The sequence below is a fragment of the Bacteroides cellulosilyticus DSM 14838 genome (assembly GCF_000158035.1).
In the GTDB taxonomy this organism is placed as follows: domain Bacteria; phylum Bacteroidota; class Bacteroidia; order Bacteroidales; family Bacteroidaceae; genus Bacteroides; species Bacteroides cellulosilyticus.
Genome location: NZ_EQ973490.1, coordinates 1,326,425 through 1,343,651 on the forward strand (window position 1 = coordinate 1,326,425; position 17,227 = coordinate 1,343,651).

At 44.7% G+C, this 17,227-nt stretch carries 11 protein-coding genes; 4 read left to right on the forward strand and 7 right to left on the reverse strand.

Annotated elements, in window-relative coordinates:
- The first annotated feature begins 196 nt into the window (after positions 1 to 196).
- The 4 genes from BACCELL_RS25710 (at position 197) to BACCELL_RS09470 (ending at position 2,604) form a co-directional block, all read left to right on the forward strand.
- Complete coding sequence (locus BACCELL_RS25710) at positions 197 to 676, forward strand: hypothetical protein (protein WP_007211510.1); 480 nt, start codon at positions 197 to 199, stop codon at positions 674 to 676.
- A gap of 155 nt (positions 677 to 831) precedes the next feature.
- On the forward strand, positions 832 to 1,170 hold the full coding sequence (locus BACCELL_RS09460) for a hypothetical protein (protein ID WP_149950533.1): 339 nt from the start codon (positions 832 to 834) through the stop codon (positions 1,168 to 1,170).
- A 23-nt stretch (positions 1,171 to 1,193) separates the two neighbouring features.
- The gene (locus tag BACCELL_RS09465; protein WP_007211512.1) at positions 1,194 to 1,928 is read left to right on the forward strand and encodes a hypothetical protein; all 735 of its coding nucleotides are present in this window, start codon (positions 1,194 to 1,196) and stop codon (positions 1,926 to 1,928) included.
- Between the two features lie 208 nt (positions 1,929 to 2,136).
- Entirely contained in the window at positions 2,137 to 2,604 is a 468-nt protein-coding gene (locus BACCELL_RS09470) for a hypothetical protein (RefSeq protein WP_225979459.1), read from the forward strand.
- 46 nt (positions 2,605 to 2,650) lie between these two features.
- Here the strand turns inward: BACCELL_RS09470 and BACCELL_RS09475 are convergent, their stop codons facing one another.
- The 7 genes from BACCELL_RS09475 to BACCELL_RS09510 form a co-directional block, all read right to left on the reverse strand.
- On the reverse strand, positions 2,651 to 6,745 hold the full coding sequence (locus tag BACCELL_RS09475; protein ID WP_149949311.1) for a hybrid sensor histidine kinase/response regulator transcription factor: 4,095 nt from the start codon (positions 6,743 to 6,745) through the stop codon (positions 2,651 to 2,653).
- A 19-nt stretch (positions 6,746 to 6,764) separates the two neighbouring features.
- Positions 6,765 to 8,096, reverse strand: a complete 1,332-nt coding sequence (locus BACCELL_RS09480) for a family 43 glycosylhydrolase (RefSeq protein WP_007211515.1) — start codon at positions 8,094 to 8,096, stop codon at positions 6,765 to 6,767.
- A gap of 176 nt (positions 8,097 to 8,272) precedes the next feature.
- Positions 8,273 to 10,930, reverse strand: coding sequence for a xylan 1,4-beta-xylosidase (xyl3A, locus tag BACCELL_RS09485; protein WP_007211516.1), 2,658 nt, complete (start codon positions 10,928 to 10,930; stop codon positions 8,273 to 8,275).
- Between the two features lie 48 nt (positions 10,931 to 10,978).
- The gene (locus BACCELL_RS09490) at positions 10,979 to 12,037 is read right to left on the reverse strand and encodes a glycoside hydrolase family 43 protein (protein ID WP_007211517.1); all 1,059 of its coding nucleotides are present in this window, start codon (positions 12,035 to 12,037) and stop codon (positions 10,979 to 10,981) included.
- Positions 12,038 to 12,083: 46 nt separating this feature from the next.
- Positions 12,084 to 13,238, reverse strand: a complete 1,155-nt coding sequence (locus BACCELL_RS09495; protein WP_007211518.1) for an alpha/beta hydrolase-fold protein — start codon at positions 13,236 to 13,238, stop codon at positions 12,084 to 12,086.
- Positions 13,239 to 13,245: 7 nt separating this feature from the next.
- Positions 13,246 to 14,412, reverse strand: coding sequence for an alpha/beta hydrolase-fold protein (locus tag BACCELL_RS09500; RefSeq protein ID WP_052309546.1), 1,167 nt, complete (start codon positions 14,410 to 14,412; stop codon positions 13,246 to 13,248).
- 236 nt (positions 14,413 to 14,648) lie between these two features.
- Positions 14,649 to 17,153 carry a glycoside hydrolase family 9 protein gene (locus BACCELL_RS09510; RefSeq protein ID WP_081450809.1) on the reverse strand — a complete coding sequence of 835 codons (2,505 nt, stop codon included), beginning with the start codon at positions 17,151 to 17,153 and terminating at the stop codon, positions 14,649 to 14,651.
- Positions 17,154 to 17,227 lie beyond the last annotated feature (74 nt).

Consider the following 17,227-nt stretch of genomic DNA (forward strand, 5'->3'; position numbering starts at 1 on the left):
CGTGAAGATTATCTTGTAGCAAAAAGGTATGAGTACACTCTTGCACAGCTTGATAGTTTGAATTGGACAATCGTATATCTCCCTGAAGAGTGAGTATTATTTATTTTCAGTATGGTTTAGAATAAGAGATTTTATCACTATCATTCTAAATTTGTATACGAAATATAGTAAATTCTTGAACAAAAAAGATGGAAATATGAAACTGATAAGCAAACTACTACTAATATTGTTAGGATGTTCTTCCTGCGACCCAAATACGCATGAATTTGGCTTCGAGGTGTATAATCAATCGGATAGAGAAATAGATGTGTGTTTAAACATGTGGTATCTGGGTATCCAAGATATTTTAGTACCTGCCTATCAAGACTATGATGCTACATCCCAATATAATTATGGATTTACAACCGTGGAAAAGAAATCAGTAAATTTATTTATAGTACCTGGTTCAATTACTGCAGAAGAGATTTTTAGAATGTCTAATGATACGATACGCATATTTATTTTTGATGCTGATACGCTTGCAAAATATTCTTGGGAGGAAATAAGTCGTAACTATAATATCTTACAACGATATGATTTGACGCTAAAAGATATGGAACTTTTAAAACATGATATCTATTATCCTCCCACTCCCGCTATGCGTAATATAAAAATGTGGCCTCCTTATAGCGAGTAGGCTTTTCTGAACGCAACTGTGATGAGTGTTGATGGAATTTATTATAATAATCATCGAGTAAGATAGATATGAGACGAATGAGGATAATAGTATTGTTATGTGCATGCATCCTTCTATGTGCATGTCCAAAACAGCCGATTCAGCGTTATATAACGTTGGTAAATAAATCTGGTAAAGAAATAGTTTGTCAGCAATTGTGGTGTGCTACTATAACAAATGCTGACACTTTGTATGAATGTAGAATTCCGACGCAAGGCATTTTAGCTAATAGTTCATATCTCTATGAAAGCAAATACGGATGGGAGTCAGACCTTGGATTCCTTCCGTATATACAGTATTTGGTATTGGATGCAGAGAAGTTCCATGAGTATCGTTCTGCTCCTTGTGACACTATTCAGAAGTATGTTCCTGTTTTATATCGTTACCAACTCAAATTGGAAGATTTGGAACAGATGAACTGGACAGTAGTTTATCCCCCTGAAGGTGAGAACTGAAACATTAAACTAATACATAAAATATGAAAAAACAAATCATTCTATTAGCAATCAGCATCTTGGGAGCATTCTCTCTTCATGCTCAGGAGATAAACGAGGGTCTGGTACAATCCAAACAAGAGGTTATCTCACAACCACGTAAGGGCACGGACTGGAATAAACAACCTATCGGTTACGTTTTTGCAGGTGCAGGCATAGGATATATTCCATCGGTAGAAAAGGTTGAGGGACTGGCTGCTTCTAATTACGTTACGGGACTTGATTGGAGAGTAGGAATGTCTCGTTACTACAATCGTTGGGGATGGGGAGTACTTGTACAGCAATTTCGTTCCAAGCAATCAGTTGCTTTCTATGATGGTGTACGTGGTATGGTTATGGATGATATAGGGCGGCTATTGTATATTGCCCCCCAATTTACCGGTCGATGGATTTTAGGAGAGAAACTAACCATTTATGGCGCAATCGGTTGGGGGTGGTTGCGCTATAAAGAGACAGTGAAAGGAAGCGGATTGGGGGAACTCAGTGGTACAGCCAATGCTTTAGGTGGAAATTTCACAGTGGGTCTTGAATATCGTTTGAGTTCAGTAGTAGGTATGAGCGTAGATCTCGGTTTAATAGGAGGCGAAATTGGGAAACTAAAAGTTGACAATACTGGGCTGCAGGCAGCAATTGATGAGACATATACCGGCAAAATGGATGTCACCCGCCTATATGCAACGGTAGGGGCACATATTTATATCTGGAAGAAAAAGAGATAACGTCTTCTATCTGGATACCGGGTTGCTTTATTTGATGTTTAATCATGCCATGCAAAACATTTTCCTCAACTAAAAGGTTATTAATATGGTATGGTAACAAAGATACTATTTATTTATAGTTTGTCATTATCTTTGTAGTCATATCATATTAATGATGTCATTGAGTTAGGAAGCTACACTTTTGAATTGATTAAGAATGAGTAATATTTTGAAAAAACTATTCTCCATATTGGGGAACGATGAAAGTAAACCGGACTTTCAGACTTGCTGTACCCCTATGGAGGTATTTGATAAACAGAAAGTAAAAGCCATTGTAAAACAGTGGCTTTTGTTCATTGCTGAATACGAAACCCTGCCTAATGACATCATTGCATTGAACTTCAACTTGTGGGAAGCTGTCGAAGAAAATGGGCAGAGCTGCTATACACTCGAACTGACAGGCTCTAAACAATATGACGCGGAAAATGATGACTGGGCTTGTGAAGAAGATTTCGATCCGAGAGAAAGGAACTGTGATGCTTTGCAACTTTCCAGCGAAATCCCGTGGGAGGAAGTACTGAACGGCCTGGTGGAAGTTCTGAAAGAGTTAAAGAAAGAACTGAAAGTAATAAGTCTTTTTCAGGTGAAACATATAACAGTTGGGTTTGCGGAAGGCGATCTGATAGTTATAAAATAGAAACCTTCCGCAATGTGCTGTAAACAGACCTGATTCTAAGGTCGTGCTACTTGAAGAATGAACTGGGCGTTTGCTTATATTGTTTCACAAAGCAACGGGTGAAGTACTTGGGGTCATTAAATCCCACCCGGTAGGCTATTTCTGATACAATGACGTTATTGGTGCTACTCTCTAATATTTTCTTGGCAATCTGTAGCCTGTATAATTGGATGAAACGTACCGGCGGAAGTCCGGTGAGTGATACGAATTTCTTATAAATCACTGTATAACTGATGTTCAGCCTTTCTGTCAGATCCTTTACACCGAATTGAGGATCAGCATAGTTCTTTTCCAGAATATTCATAACTTCGTTCATGAACTGCTGGTCGGGTTGTCCCACTTCCAGCAGGATAGGATTCAAGTCTTGTTCTACGAATTTCTTCTGACGCAAATCCCTGTTCTTCAAGATGGAGTCTATGTGGGCTAATAATACGGATTGTTCGAAAGGCTTGGTGATATATCCGTCTACTCCGTTTTCATAGCTTTCTATTCGGGCAGTCTCACTTGAATTTGCCGTGAGAAGCAGGAAAGGAATGTGACTTAAAAGCTTGTCCTCGCGCAGTCTTTTGCAGAAGTCGGAACCATCGCATATGGGCATCATTAGATCGGATACAATAAAATCGGGCACGATATTCTGGGCTGTCTTATAGCCTTGCTCACCGTTGTTTGCTTCAGCGATATTGTATTTTTCTTTCAGCATATTCTTGATATAATGACGCATATCGGGATTGTCTTCTACCAATAACAAAGTCGGCTTGCTCCTGTCTATAGGAATGAACGGCTCGATTTTGTCTTCAACGGGTACGGGCTCTTTATATTCCTCATGAATTTCATTTTCCGCTGCGTCCGCCAGCGTAATGGGGAAATATAATCTGAAAGATACACCTTCTTTTTCCGAACTCTTGACTTTAATCGTTCCGTCTAATAGGTTGATAAGCTCTTTTACGATGTGAAGTCCGATGCCCGTACTGCTCTGTCCGTAGTTTGTATATTTGTTCTGTTCGGGTATCCGGTAGAAACGGTTGAATATTTTGTCTATTTCGTCAGGAGCTATTATGCTGCCACTGTTGGTGACGGAGATAAACTGCATGAGTTTGTTCGATTTGTCGATGAATTGGTTGGCATGCAATGTGATTTTTCCTTTATCGGGAGTATGCTTGATGGCGTTGGATAATAGATTGAACAGTATCTTATGCAGGTTTTCCTTATCAGAATAGATATGGTCACTCTTCAGGCGGTATATCTTTTCAAAGCTGATGTTTCGTTCTTTCATCAGGTTGGAAAAGTCGGTTATTGTTGTGTTCAGGAACTTGCTGAAGTTGAATTGAGAGTAATTGAGCGTTAAGTTCTGGGTATCGATCTTGCGCAAGTCAATCAGTTGGTTGACCAGTGAAAGCAGGTATTGAGCGTTCCGGTTGATAATCTGTAAGTCCTCTTTTTCTTTGGGATCGGTGGTTTGCCTGACAAGCTGGCTTGCCGGTCCTTGTATCAGGGTCAGGGGCGTCTTAAACTCATGTGCGAGGTTGGTGAAATAGGATAGCTTCTCTTTGTTGATAGCCTCCATCTGCTCGGACATGCTTTCTATCTTTTCTTTCAGAAGTTTCTGGATATGTTGTTGCCTTGCATTATACCAATAGATGATATAAAGCAGAATGGACACTATCAATATAGCGATAAGTGAGTAGAACCATCCTGTTTTATAGAATGGGGGATGTACAATAATGCTGAGACAGGTGGCTTCGGTAGACCAGGTGTTGTCGTGGTTGGTGCATCGTATTTCCAGCGTATATTTTCCCGGCGGCAGATTGGTGTACTTGGCGTTTCTCTTTACCAATCCTGTGTTCCAGTGCTCCTCCAGTTCATGAATGCGATGGAAGTAGAACACCTTTTCCTGTTCGATATAATCCAGGCAGCTGAATGTGATTTCAAAGGAATTCTGTGGTGGATATAAATGCAGTTCCTTGGTTGTTGAGATACTTACGGGCAGATTGTCGCTGTTCAGATAAGGTATCAGCTGGCTGCCGTTACAGACAACGCTGGTGAGGGTTATCGTCCGCTGCTTTTGCTTGGGCAGGTTTACCAGTGGGCTGAATGTTACGAAACCATCGATAGTTCCCAGTAACATATTGTGATTGATGGTCTTACAACCGGATCTTTTATAGAATTGGGGTACCAGTAACCCGTCTCCTTCGTCGAACTTGAAGGCCCGTTTGGTATTGATATCGAAGAAGTAAATGCCTTTTAGGGTACTGATCCATAAGTTCCCGTTCTCATCGTCCAGAATGTTCGAGATGCTGGTGTCCGAAAGACCGCAGCGTACGGCATAGTTCTTGAAAGTATATTTTTCGTTGTTACCGTTGTCTTCCAACAGGTAGATGCCATTTCCGAGGCTACCCAGATAAATCTCCCCTTTTTTAGTTTCGAATATACAAGTGATCTTTTCATTGATTTTGCTTTCGGGATCATCCAGTTTGTGCTGATAGTATATACATTCGTAGGTATTCCTGGAATTTTCCAGGTCGATGACGTACACGCCGTTTCCACCAATCCATAATCTTGACTGTGAGTCGATGAAGATTGTATTCATGTTATGAACGGGTTCTTTGGACTGTGTGTAGAACTTTAGCCGATTGATAGCTCCCGTAGAGAAATCGAGTGTATTGATATGGCTGCCGCTGCATATCCACAGTGCATTCCGGGCAGAGTCCAGGGCTATGTCATGGATGTCATCGGAGGTCAGGGAGGAATTCAAACTGTTGTAATGTTCGAATACGGGATGTGACAGATTGTTTTTATCCAGTTTATCCAGCCCTCCGCCTATTGTTGATATCCAGTAATTGCCATGCAGGTCCTGAATGATATCCGAGATGTTGTTGTGAGCCAGTGAGTGCGGATCTCCCGGGTTGTGTTTGAAGAGCGAAAAGGAGTCAGCACCTTTCCTCTTAATGGCAAGTCCGCCATCTACAATTCCTGCCAGGATGTTTCCCTCTTTGTCTTCGAGCACCGTGCTGATGATGTTGGGTACTCCTTTCTCATACCCTTGCAGTGAATAATTGAAAGTTATGCGTTGCGGAGCCATGATATTAATTCCGCCGAAGTCGGTCCCTACCCAGATATTATCATTCTTATCAACAAATATCCGGTTGACGATATTATCATTCAGGGACCGGGCTTGTATGCCTCTGCTGAAAGTAACGAATTGGTCATTTCGCTGGTATATGTTCACTCCGTTTCTGGTTCCGATAATGATGTCGCCTGATGAATTTTTATCAATATCTGTGATGAAGTTGGAGGAAATGCTGTGAGGATTATTGGGATTATGCTGATAGAGTATGCAGAACTGATTCTGGGTGTTATAGCAGTATAAGCCACTTTGGGTGCCGATCCACAGATAGTCACCATACGAAAACAGGCGGTTGAAGATTAACTGTGAAGTATCTAAGTTTGTAATTACGGGGATATTGCTGTAATCCTGTTTGCCCGAAGGAGTGAAATGCAATAAACACTTGTCGCCTCCCGCCCAGATATCACTACCGTGTTTTACGATGGTTTTGATATCCACATCTTTCTTCAATATCCGGATATCTTTTATCTGCCTTTCTTCGTTCAGAATGATGTAGGCCAGTCCGTCACTTTTGCCTACCCAGAGATTATTGAAATCGTCGACAAGCAGGGCCTGAACGGGAGAGTAAAGCACATTATTGTTCTTACCGGAGTATTCCTTATAGAAGTTGAGATTTTCGTGAAGGAGATCAATGCTCATGATGCCGGCTTCGGAAGCTACCCACAAATAGTTGTTGTCGTCTTCGTCAATGTCATTGATGTAATTACTTTCAATAAACTGATACGGTTGCCTGGGAGCTGTGGAGTAGTGTTTCAGTTCGTAACCATCGTAACGGTCGAGCCCGTTGGAGGTTCCGAACCACATGAATGAGTTGTGATCTTTGTGTATGGTTCGGATAGAGTTGTCGCATAATCCGTTCCGGATAGTAAGATAAAGGTAATTGTATTGGTTTGGATTATCCTGGGCAAGCGCTAAACCCTGCCCTTGCAGGAAGCAGAGCAGGGTTGTGATTAGTGCTATTGTCTTCGTATACTTCATATCCGGCATGGAGATTTAGTTATTGAAAACTGATCCAGTCGATTTCAACTTTACCGTTTCCTTTTAGAGACACGTATAAATCGTGGATACCGGTCTGAGCGGAACGAACCGAGGATTCAATATTCGTCCATTTATCGGTTTTGGGAACTTTTATTTCCGAGATAACCGGACCGTTTGTTCCGTTTATACGTATTTGCAGTGTTCCTCCGTTGTCCGAGGTTACTCTTGCTTTCACTTTCCGGGGGGTGCTATCTCCGAAGTTCACCCGGTTGTACTGCACCCATGCACCGTTTTTGCTCAATAAGGTTTTCCAGCCTTCGAATTTGTTTGCTTGGTTCAGGTAATCGATGGCTGCTCCCTGATTGCTTAACCGGCTGTAACGATCCAGTTGAATTTCTTTCCGGGCATCTGTTATGCCCACTCCGCGCAGGGTGGGGATTACTTTTTGGATAGTGCCGTCCGGGTTGAAGAATAAGGAATCGACTCGTGCCGATCTGTTTTTATCGAATTCGGGGGAGTAATCGTTGTGGTGATAGAACAGGTACCACTGGTCTTTGTATTCCACCAATGAGTGGTGATTGGTCCAGCAATCGGTTGGTGATTCATCCATAATGATACCCTTGAACTCAAAGGGACCCATGGGATTGTCTCCCATCGCATAAGCCAGAACTTCCGTTTTCTCCTTTACCCAGGGGAATGTGAAGTAATATTTTCCGTTGCGTTCAAAGGCGAAAGGTCCTTCTTTGAATCCTTCGGGTAATCCTTGAATTTGCATGGGTTCTGAGGCGAGTTCAAGCATATTGTCTTTCAGTTTTGCTACTGACATTCCGCGGCCTGACCAGTATATGTAGGCTTGCCCGTCTTTATCAATGAGCACGCAAGGGTCGATGCCATTGACTCCTTCAATGGGAGTGGCCTGCGGGGTGAAAGGGCCGTAAGGCTTGTCGGCTATGGCAACTCCAATGCTGAAACCGCGTTTGCCTTCGCCTTTAGGGGTGGATGGGAAGTAGAAATAATATTTCCCATTCTTGTATACACATTCGGGGGCCCACATAGAATAGGAGTCAGGAGCTACCCAAGGTACATTTTCCTGGCTTAGGATCACTCCGTGGTCTGTCCAGTCAATCAGATTGTCTGACGAGAAAACATGGTAATCTGCCATACAGAACCATTCTTTCAGACGCTCGATGGGGCTCGGAATGTCATGTGAAGGATAGACATACATCTTGCCTTCAAAAACTTTGGCGGTGGGATCGGCAGTGAACTGATCCGTAATAATGGGGTTCTGAGCTTTTAATGTACCTATTATTACCAGAAATGCGGATAATAAAAATAGTCTTTTGTTTTTCATAAGTTGACTGTTTTTAATGTGTACGGGCTTTCTATTTCTTCATCCGGACACAAAGATAAAATAAAAATTCGTTGGCGGAATTAATTTCTTTCTTTTCGGTTATGAATATAATTTTAGGCGCGGATTACGCGGATTACACGGATTACACGGATTAAAGGCTGCGCTACAACATTGTACTACAGAAAAAAATCCGTGTAATCCGCGTAATCCGCGCCTAAATTATTATCAGCATTTAGTTCATTACTATCCCGTAAAGTGACTTTGACAGATTGCAGATCCCGGGCTGCGGAACTCGTTCCATAGAATAACTCGTATTCACCCGGTGCCACACGCATGGTATTTGTAGAAGGATCAAAACATTCGAATGATTCGGATGGCAACTCTATCTTGACATCCTGTTTGGCTCCTGCTGCGAGTTCTACACGTGCATAGGCTTTCAGGGACTTTAATGGTCCGTCAGCATCATCTGTTTTGCGTATGTAAACCTGTACGACTTCAGTTCCAGAGCGCTTGCCTGTGTTGGAGACCGGTACAGTCAAGGTCAGCGACTCATCTGTATGGAGTTGGGTTTTGTTGCAACTGGCTGTACCTACGGCGAAATCCGTGTAACTTAATCCGAATCCAAATGGGAACAGAGGGTCGGACATATACCGGTATGTACGTCCTTTCATGGAGTAATCCTCATAGTCGGGAAGTTGTTTCGTACTTTTGTAGAAAGTGACGGGCAGCTTGCCGGAGGGATTATAATCACCAAACAGCACGTCGGCTACAGCATATCCACCCAGTTCTCCTCCATACCATGCCTGGAGAATAGCGTCGCAACTTTCCGTTTCGGGCAGCAATGCCATAGACGATCCGGAACAGTTGACAAATACTACTTGTTTTCCGGCATCTTTCAGAGCTTTCAGGAAGTTTCGCTGTACAGCGGGTAATTCTATATCCGTACGGTCACCCCCTTTGAAACCGGGAATATTCACGGGCATTTCTTCTCCTTCCAGTTGTGGCGAAATGCCACCTACGAAGACCACTACATCTATGCCTTTAAGTTTCGAAATGCTTTCACTGTAATTGATCGGGAATTCTTTGCCGAGGTTGAACTTCAGGTTTGCAGCCCAGTTTTCTACTTGTGCATAGAGTATTTCTATCTTATACTCTTTCCCTTTCTCCACTTGTAGCATGGTGCGGGTATCGGTGGTTCTCCAAGTGCGGTGTTTAGTCATCGACTTGCCGTTTACCAATAATTCAAAGTAACTGCAACCTTCGAGATTGAGGAGAATTTCGCCTGATTCCTTCGGAGTTAATACGGTTTCGTATTTGGCTGAGAACTTTTCAAGATTTACTCCGGGGCCAAAAGTATGTAATCCGTATGTAGTCACGTTGATGGGCTGGGTGGTACGGAGCGAAGAAACAGGCTCTCCCTGGCGTTCCGGATTGTTCCAGAATGTAGCTTTTATGCCGGGTTTCCCATCTATGCTGCATTGGTCAAGATAGGATTCCAATGTTTGGTCATTCACCAGGTCACAGCCTTTCATGTAGACGATCTGATTCTTTTTCAGTTTACTTTTGAAGCCGTCCAGGATGGTAATGGTCTGATTCGGAGTTCCGTTGTAGTTGCCCCACAGCATAGGTTTGTCATCGGCGTTAGGACCGATAACTGCAATCTTGCGGATGGATTTACTTAAAGGCAATACATTGTTTTTGTTCTGTAAGAGTGTCATTGTCTGGCGTGACATATTCAGTGACAAATCTTTGTGAGCCTTACAGTTGACTACCGACATCGGTATTTTTGTCCAGTTCACTAATGACGGGTCGTCCATTTCTCCGAGTTCAAAGCGTCCTTCCATCAGGCGAAGCACATGTTTGTCTACTTCTTCTTCCGTTATCAATCCTTTGGATACGGCTTCCGGCAGTTTCTGATAAGCATATCCGTATCCACATTCCACATCTGTACCTGCCATGGTTCCTTTGACGGCTGCATGTACGGCATCGGAGGAACTTTTGTGGGAAGTCCAGAAGTCGGCAATGGCTCCACAATCGGAGACTACGAGATATTTGAATCCCCACTCATCACGGAGTATCTGTTGAAGCAGACGGGTGTTTCCACAACAAGGATCATCGTCCAGGCGCTGGTAGGCACACATCACTTCGCGTACATCGGCTTTTTGTACCAGTGCCTTGAACGCAGGCAGGTAAGTTTCCCACAAGTCGCGGGGACTGACGTTGTTCAGATTGGCGGTATGACGGCTCCATTCCGGACCGCTGTGTACGGCATAATGTTTGGCACATGCAAGCAGTTTGCGATACTTCTCATTTTCAGGTCCCTGCAATCCTTTTACCACTGCAATACCCATTTGTGAAGTCAGGTAAGGATCTTCCCCGTAAGTTTCCTGACCACGTCCCCAACGGGGATCACGGAAGATGTTTACGTTGGGAGTCCAGACGGAGAGACTGTGGAAACGGACGTCCTCCAGTCCGTTGCGTACGCGCTCGTTGTGCTTGGCACGCATTTCATCGGAGACTGCATTGAAAATGTCGAATACCAGTTTGTCATTGAATGAAGCGGCCATTCCTACCGGTTCGGGGAAGACTGTTACATTTCCCTGATTGGCTACCCCGTGAAGGGCTTCACTCCACCAATTGAACTTCTTTATTCCCAGGCGTGGAATGGCTTCCGAATCATCACACATCAAGAGCGCTTTCTCTTCTAAAGTCAAGCGTTTCACTAAATCCTTCGCTCTTTCTGCCGGACTTAGTTCGGGATTCTGATACGGCAATGTTTGTCCCCACCCCGATAGGGAGAATAACAAACCACAGGTTACTAATACCTTTTTCATAATAATGTTGTTTTCATGGTATAAAATTATGTTTTTATTTCTTGGTTGCTAAGGATGATATCTCCCCAGTATTTTAATTTCATCTCCTGAAATATCGGCTTCGAACAGTGTGGGTCTTCGTGGACCCGGGTTCTCGGAGTCGAGGCTTTGGTGATGCAGGCACATCAGCAACTTTCCATCGAATGTACGGAATAACATACCATGCCCTGAATTATTAGGTATCAGAGGAGTATTGCACTGAATCCAGGGGCCGGCAAGTTTACCCGACCCGGAATAAGCCACTCCCTGCGCACAACGGCTGTTGCTCCAACTGGACCACAACATTCCTAAACGTCCCGTACCTGTCCGGAACAGGAACGGACCATCTGCCACATAGCCTTCCAGTGCCATGCCGAAGGTGAGTTCACCTATCGATTTCATTTCTCTTGGCCATGGGGCATCGGATGCTCTGAAAAGGGTAGTAGCGGTCCCTATTGATTCTGACAGGTCCGGAGCAAGCTGGATGTAGTTGATCATTCCGTTTACGGTTTGCATCCATTCGTGACAAAAGACCATATAAGGTACTCCGTCTTCTTCCCAGAAACTACCGTCGAGTGTAGACCAGTCTTCCGGCAGATAGTCTGTGCCGCTGATGGGGTGGTAGGGACCTGCTGCTTTGTCGGATGTAAGGATATGGGTGGCACGACGTTGCACATTGTATCTGTTGGGTACAGTGTCTACTATGATCTTGGGATTGGTAAAGGTGACGAAACAATAGTATTTACCTTTATATTTATGGAGCTCCGGGGCCCATATCCTTGGAGCGGTTCCAATCCAGGAAGTTGTATCCACAGTAATGTATTGATAGGGACCTGTCCACATCTTTAGATTCGTGCTTTTCCATAAACTGCCGCCACTTCCAACCAGATAATACATCTGTGTTTCTTCATCGGCCAGGATAAAGGGATCGCTTAACTGCAAAGAGTCAAAGGAAGTGGTGTCCATCTTATCTCCTTCCTTGCCGCCGATAAATGTATATTGCTTTACCGGTTCCGGGCTCTTAGTCTGATTACAGGCGACCAGACTAAGAACGAACAGAGTTATTGTGAAGTGAAACAGTATCTTCATAGTTGCAAGTATTGTTAAAACTACATCTGTATTATCTGAAGCATCATCATTTGAATATTAAGCCTGCAAATTGATGCAATGAACGCCGCCAGGTGAGCCATTCGTGGGCTGTACCGGGAGACTCGTAATAGATATGGTTGATGTTTGCTTGAGTTAGTACATCATGGAATTCCGTTACATTTTTAAAGCGTGCGGCTTCTTCGGTTCCCAAGCTGATATACAGTGTTTTCACTTTTTGATTGAAGGCTTCGGCATCAGCAAAAACGCCGTTGTAGGCTGTATTCAGTTCATTGCTGTTCATCCTTCCTCCGCCACTGAATCCACCGATATGAGCAAATTTATCTAAATGGGCCAGCCCGATGCTTACAGCCTGGAAACCTCCCATTGACAAGCCGGCTATGGCACGGTGTTCCCTGTCGGGCAAAGTACGGTAGTTTTTATCAATCATGGGTATCAGTTCATTGATAACCACCCGTTCAAAAGTATTGAAGTTGAACCTGCCTTTTTGTCCCGTTTCTTTTTCTTTGGGGTCTGTAGCATATCCTCTGTCCATGACTACCAGCATGGGAACGGCTTTTTGGCTGGCAATCAGGTTATCCAGAATGTTGTCTGCCTTTCCTTGGTTGGACCATCCGGTTTCGTCTTCTCCGCTACCATGTTGCAGATATAATACGGGATACTTCTGAGTGTTGTTCTCGTCATAACCTGCAGGAGTATATACGAGGCACTTTCTCCATGCCTGAGTGATGTCGGAGTAGTACATCTGTGTGCGGATTTCACCGTGTGGAACGTGCTGAGGTAAATAGTAATCCACTCCTTCTTCAGGAATTTCAATGCCGCTTGACATCCGGCCACATCCGTAGAACAATTCGCTGGAAGGATCGGCTACGGAACACCCGTCTATCTCCAGGAAATAATAGTGGAAACCGGGCACTTGCGGATCGGAGGTTACTTCCCAAATACCGTCTGCATTCTTGGTCATGGGATATTTCTTCATTAAGTCCAGTTTTACCGAGTCTGCATCGGGAGCATTTACCCTGACGGTTACTGATAAGTCCGGATTTACCACCGGATAACTGATACCGAGGATATTGGTCGATGCCGATACCGGGGCAGTTGCTTCTTTTTCTTTGGGTTTCTGTGCACATCCGGTAATCAGGGAAGCGATCAGAGTTGTATATAAGATGGATTTCAGTTTCATAGTCTGATTATTTAAAGATAAGAGGTGTAAATTGATAGAGACAGCGCCGCCAGGTGAGCCATTCGTGGGCTGTGCCGGGTGACTGATAGAATAGGCTGTTGATTCCCTTCTTGCTGAGTGCTGCATGCAGAAGTTCGGCATTGGGACCTTCTTCTTCACCGATTCCCAGCCAGATGAACTTGAAATCTTTATTGAATGTGACGGGATCTTTGAAAGCGCCTTCGTAGAGTGCGTCTATATCCGTATTTTTGTCTATGGGCAATGCTCCGCTGAATGATCCGATGTAAGAGAATAAATCCCGGTGGTGCAGAGTGGTTTCCAGAGTTTGTTTACCTCCCCATGACAAACCTGCCATGGCACGGTTCTCTTTGTCCGTCAATGTGCGGTAAGTCGAATCTACAAGTGGAATTACATCTTTTATCATCATGTCTTCGAAGGCGACGAATGCGTCTACCGATGAGCGGGCATTCGGCTGTTGTTCGGGATATTTGTTTCCTGCATATACGGCATATCCGCAGTTCATCACTACAATCATCGGTTTGGCTTTTCCGCTGGCTATCAGGTTGTCGAGGATGGCACCGATACATCCTTGGTTGGGCCAACCTCTTTCGTCTTCGCCACCTCCATGCTGCAAGTACAGGACGGGGTAACGCTTATCCGGATTCTTCTCATACTCGGCAGGGGTATATACGTACATTCTGCGCCATTCGTCGCATACTTTCGAGTAGAATCTGCGGGAACGGAGTGCTCCTTGCGGTACCCCTTTCTGCGGTAAGTAGAAATCTACTTTTTCCTCGGGCACTTCGAAGGCACTTGCCTGGCGGCTCATCCCGAAGTAGGAATAGGTTGAGGCGTCAGTTACCTGCAAGCCTCCTATTTGTACCGAGTAATAGTGGAAACCGGGCACTTGCGGAGAAGAGGTGAGTTCCCACGTTCCGTCCTGTCCTTTTTGCATTTCGTAGGGACGGTCGAGAACGATTTGTACGCTCTTTGCATCGGGAGCTTTTACTTTGAAAGTCACAGTTCGGTCGGGGTTCACCATAGGATATTGGGCATTTGGAATATTGGTAACTGAGGGTATTCCCTGTGCCCACATCGTCCCTGTGATAATGGAACAAAATATCATTGCGCTTCCCGTCTTGATAATTGCACTTGATAATTTCTTTCTTTTCATTGTTCGTCTTTTTATACTTTTCAAAAAAACTATTCAAATATTAATGATAACTGCAAAAGTAGTATGTAACCCTCTTAAGGAGGGGTATAAAACTGTTTTTGAGGAGGACTTTTCTTGCTGGCAGGGCATTTATGTAACACTTGTGTTACATTTGCAGGACACAAGTGTTCTGTTTGTTCAACACAAGTGTTCTACAAATGAAATGCAAGTGGCCTGTAAATGGAGGACCGGAGACCTTATTTCAGCAGGCTGTTGACTGCATTCACCAGGTAGATGTAGCTTGCTGCCAGATCTATTACATACTCATTCTCGCTCCAAAGAAAAGGATAGTCCTCCCTGTTCTCGGGGAAGTCCGGTTTCAATATCCTGATGCCCGGCACCACACCTCCGGGGATGAAACTGAAGTCGGCCCGGTTGCTCCCGTAAGCTACCTTTTTGGGCTGTGCGCCTACTCCCGAAACAAAAGACAGATTATGGCACGGATGGCAACCGTACAGATAGTTCAATCCTCTGTATATGTATTCCGGGTTTATCAGCTCGGGATACGAACGATGGAGCAGGTAGTTCGTAATACACGCCTGAACAATGTTTCTGTTACCTGCCCATCCGGCAGTGCTGATCCTTACTCCATACGGATTTTCTTTGTCTACTTCGGCAAGTTCTCCGGCATAAGCTTCTACCAAGGGCCTTACTTGCTTCTTGAACGCATTATCCATGAAAGGAATCATTTGTGCAATGACAGAGGCATTCCGGTTGAATTGTTCCAAAAGGGTGGGGAGCAGTTCGTTCATTTTTGTCTTGTAACCTTCATAGTCCGTTGAGCGCCAGAGTTCGAAAGCGGCTCTGCATTCGATGGATTTCATGAATTCAGGATTGCTGAATCGTCCGCTATACGTTTGTTCTTCGGGATTTGCCTGGTGGTTGTGTTCGTCGTCCCAGATGAAGCGAGCTACTCGCAGGGCTTCTTTGCTCAGTTCCGGATTGTAATCCTTCAATGCACGCGAAGCGGCTGCCAGCGAAATGGCTGTGCCATAATTCATGTGCGGTGTCCGGTTGGTGAATGCCCAACGGTCATCGGGAGTACCACTTGTACGCCCGTCGGTTTGCAGGCTATCCAGGCGAGGGTTATAAACCAGGTTATCCGTCTTGTTTACCGCATCTCCCAAATGGCGGTACTGATATAAATGAGACTCGTTGATTCCCGGAATGGCATAGCCTATCGCATTCACCTGCGCTACTAATTGCAGAACGCCGTGTTCAATCTGTTGCAATACATCGGGTTTGCCGTCGGGTACATGTATTTCCGTATAGCGTGTCTTTTGATTAATGGTGGTTTCATCGCGGTTTACCCCAAAACTCTCCCACAAAAGGGCGAAAGCCTGTACTACGGCATGTTGTGATCCGGTCTGGATATCGAAGTCTCCTGCATCGAACCATCCGCCGACGTTCAGACCGGGGATATGCTCCAGTGGTTTGTACTTGTTGCCGGTGGTCGGTCCTTGTCTCCAACCGTCCCAATGGATACGGTTGACGGGAGCTTGCAGGGCATCATCCAGATGTGCGGCGCCATGCCATACGCGATAGGCTTCGCGGACAAACATATGATCCATCTGTACAGGGAAGAATACGTCCAGTGTCGGGAACCATGCTTTCTGAAACACATCTGTTGCGATGGGGAAAGGTGCTGTGCGCTGGTCGCCATATTCCAGCATATAGATGCCCGGTTCTGTGACAGAGGAGAAATCAAATTGAAGGTAATTGTAGCGTGTGTACATTCCCCAGGTTTTGGGAGTGCCGGACAGGGCTTTGCTGAGGCTACCGTCACTACACACCTTATATAAAGAGACGGTAGAGAGTGGCTTGTCATTTTTATCCAGTTCCACTACGGCCACCTTCTTTTGTGTGGGGTGGTAACCTACTTGTGAGTAGCTCACTACGGGCTTGCGCACCCAGTCGGATTGGGTCTCCGCTGTGATAAACCATTCGGCTATCTTGCCGGTCTTTCCTGCCGGAAGCAGGGTACGCACAACGAAGTTTCCGTTCTGTTGTTTGTTCCTTCCGTCAAACAATGACAGGTTATTGTCATCGGTGGTGCGGATGGTGATGTGTTTCAACGGTTCGTCCGGTGCAATGTCTATCAGTTTGCCGGTGGCCATGGGAGTGGGTTCCACTTCACCGTTGATGGTAGTCATAAAGTCGGCCGGAGAAGTGGGGAACAGACCGTGCTTGCCGTCTATTATGTAGGAATGACCGAAGAAGACCGGGGGCATGAATTCCATATTCAGTCCGGCTATGCCATGCAATGCTTCGGGTAAAGGTTTGTCTACGTTTACGCTAAGGTAGAAACCGCCGTCACGGGCTTCTCCTGTCAACTTGTATTCGAAGTTGTATTCGGGATATTCCAGTATGACGTCGATCCGGTTATGTTCTTTATCCGGCATACGCTCGACGAACTTTGGCAACTTGTTCCATTGTCCGGGTGTCGGATTCATGCGGACATCTCCGTTGGTAGCGGTGCGGATGCCGTGATGAATGATTTCTACGGCACTGATCTTGGAATCATCGAAGGTAGCATCGTATAGGTTGCTGAATACGAAGAAGTTCAACCCGCGTGTTTCGAAGTAGTTAGAGTCATTTAATGCCAGATGGCTGTTGCGGGAAAAGGAGGTACTTTTTCCGCAACCGGTGAATATCAGGCATCCCACTACTCCCATACAAAGAATGATTGCTTTTAATTTCATACTATTCATTTTCGTAATCGGTTCACTTATCAAATAATTAATCATGCGAATCAGGAGTTGAATTGATTCATATC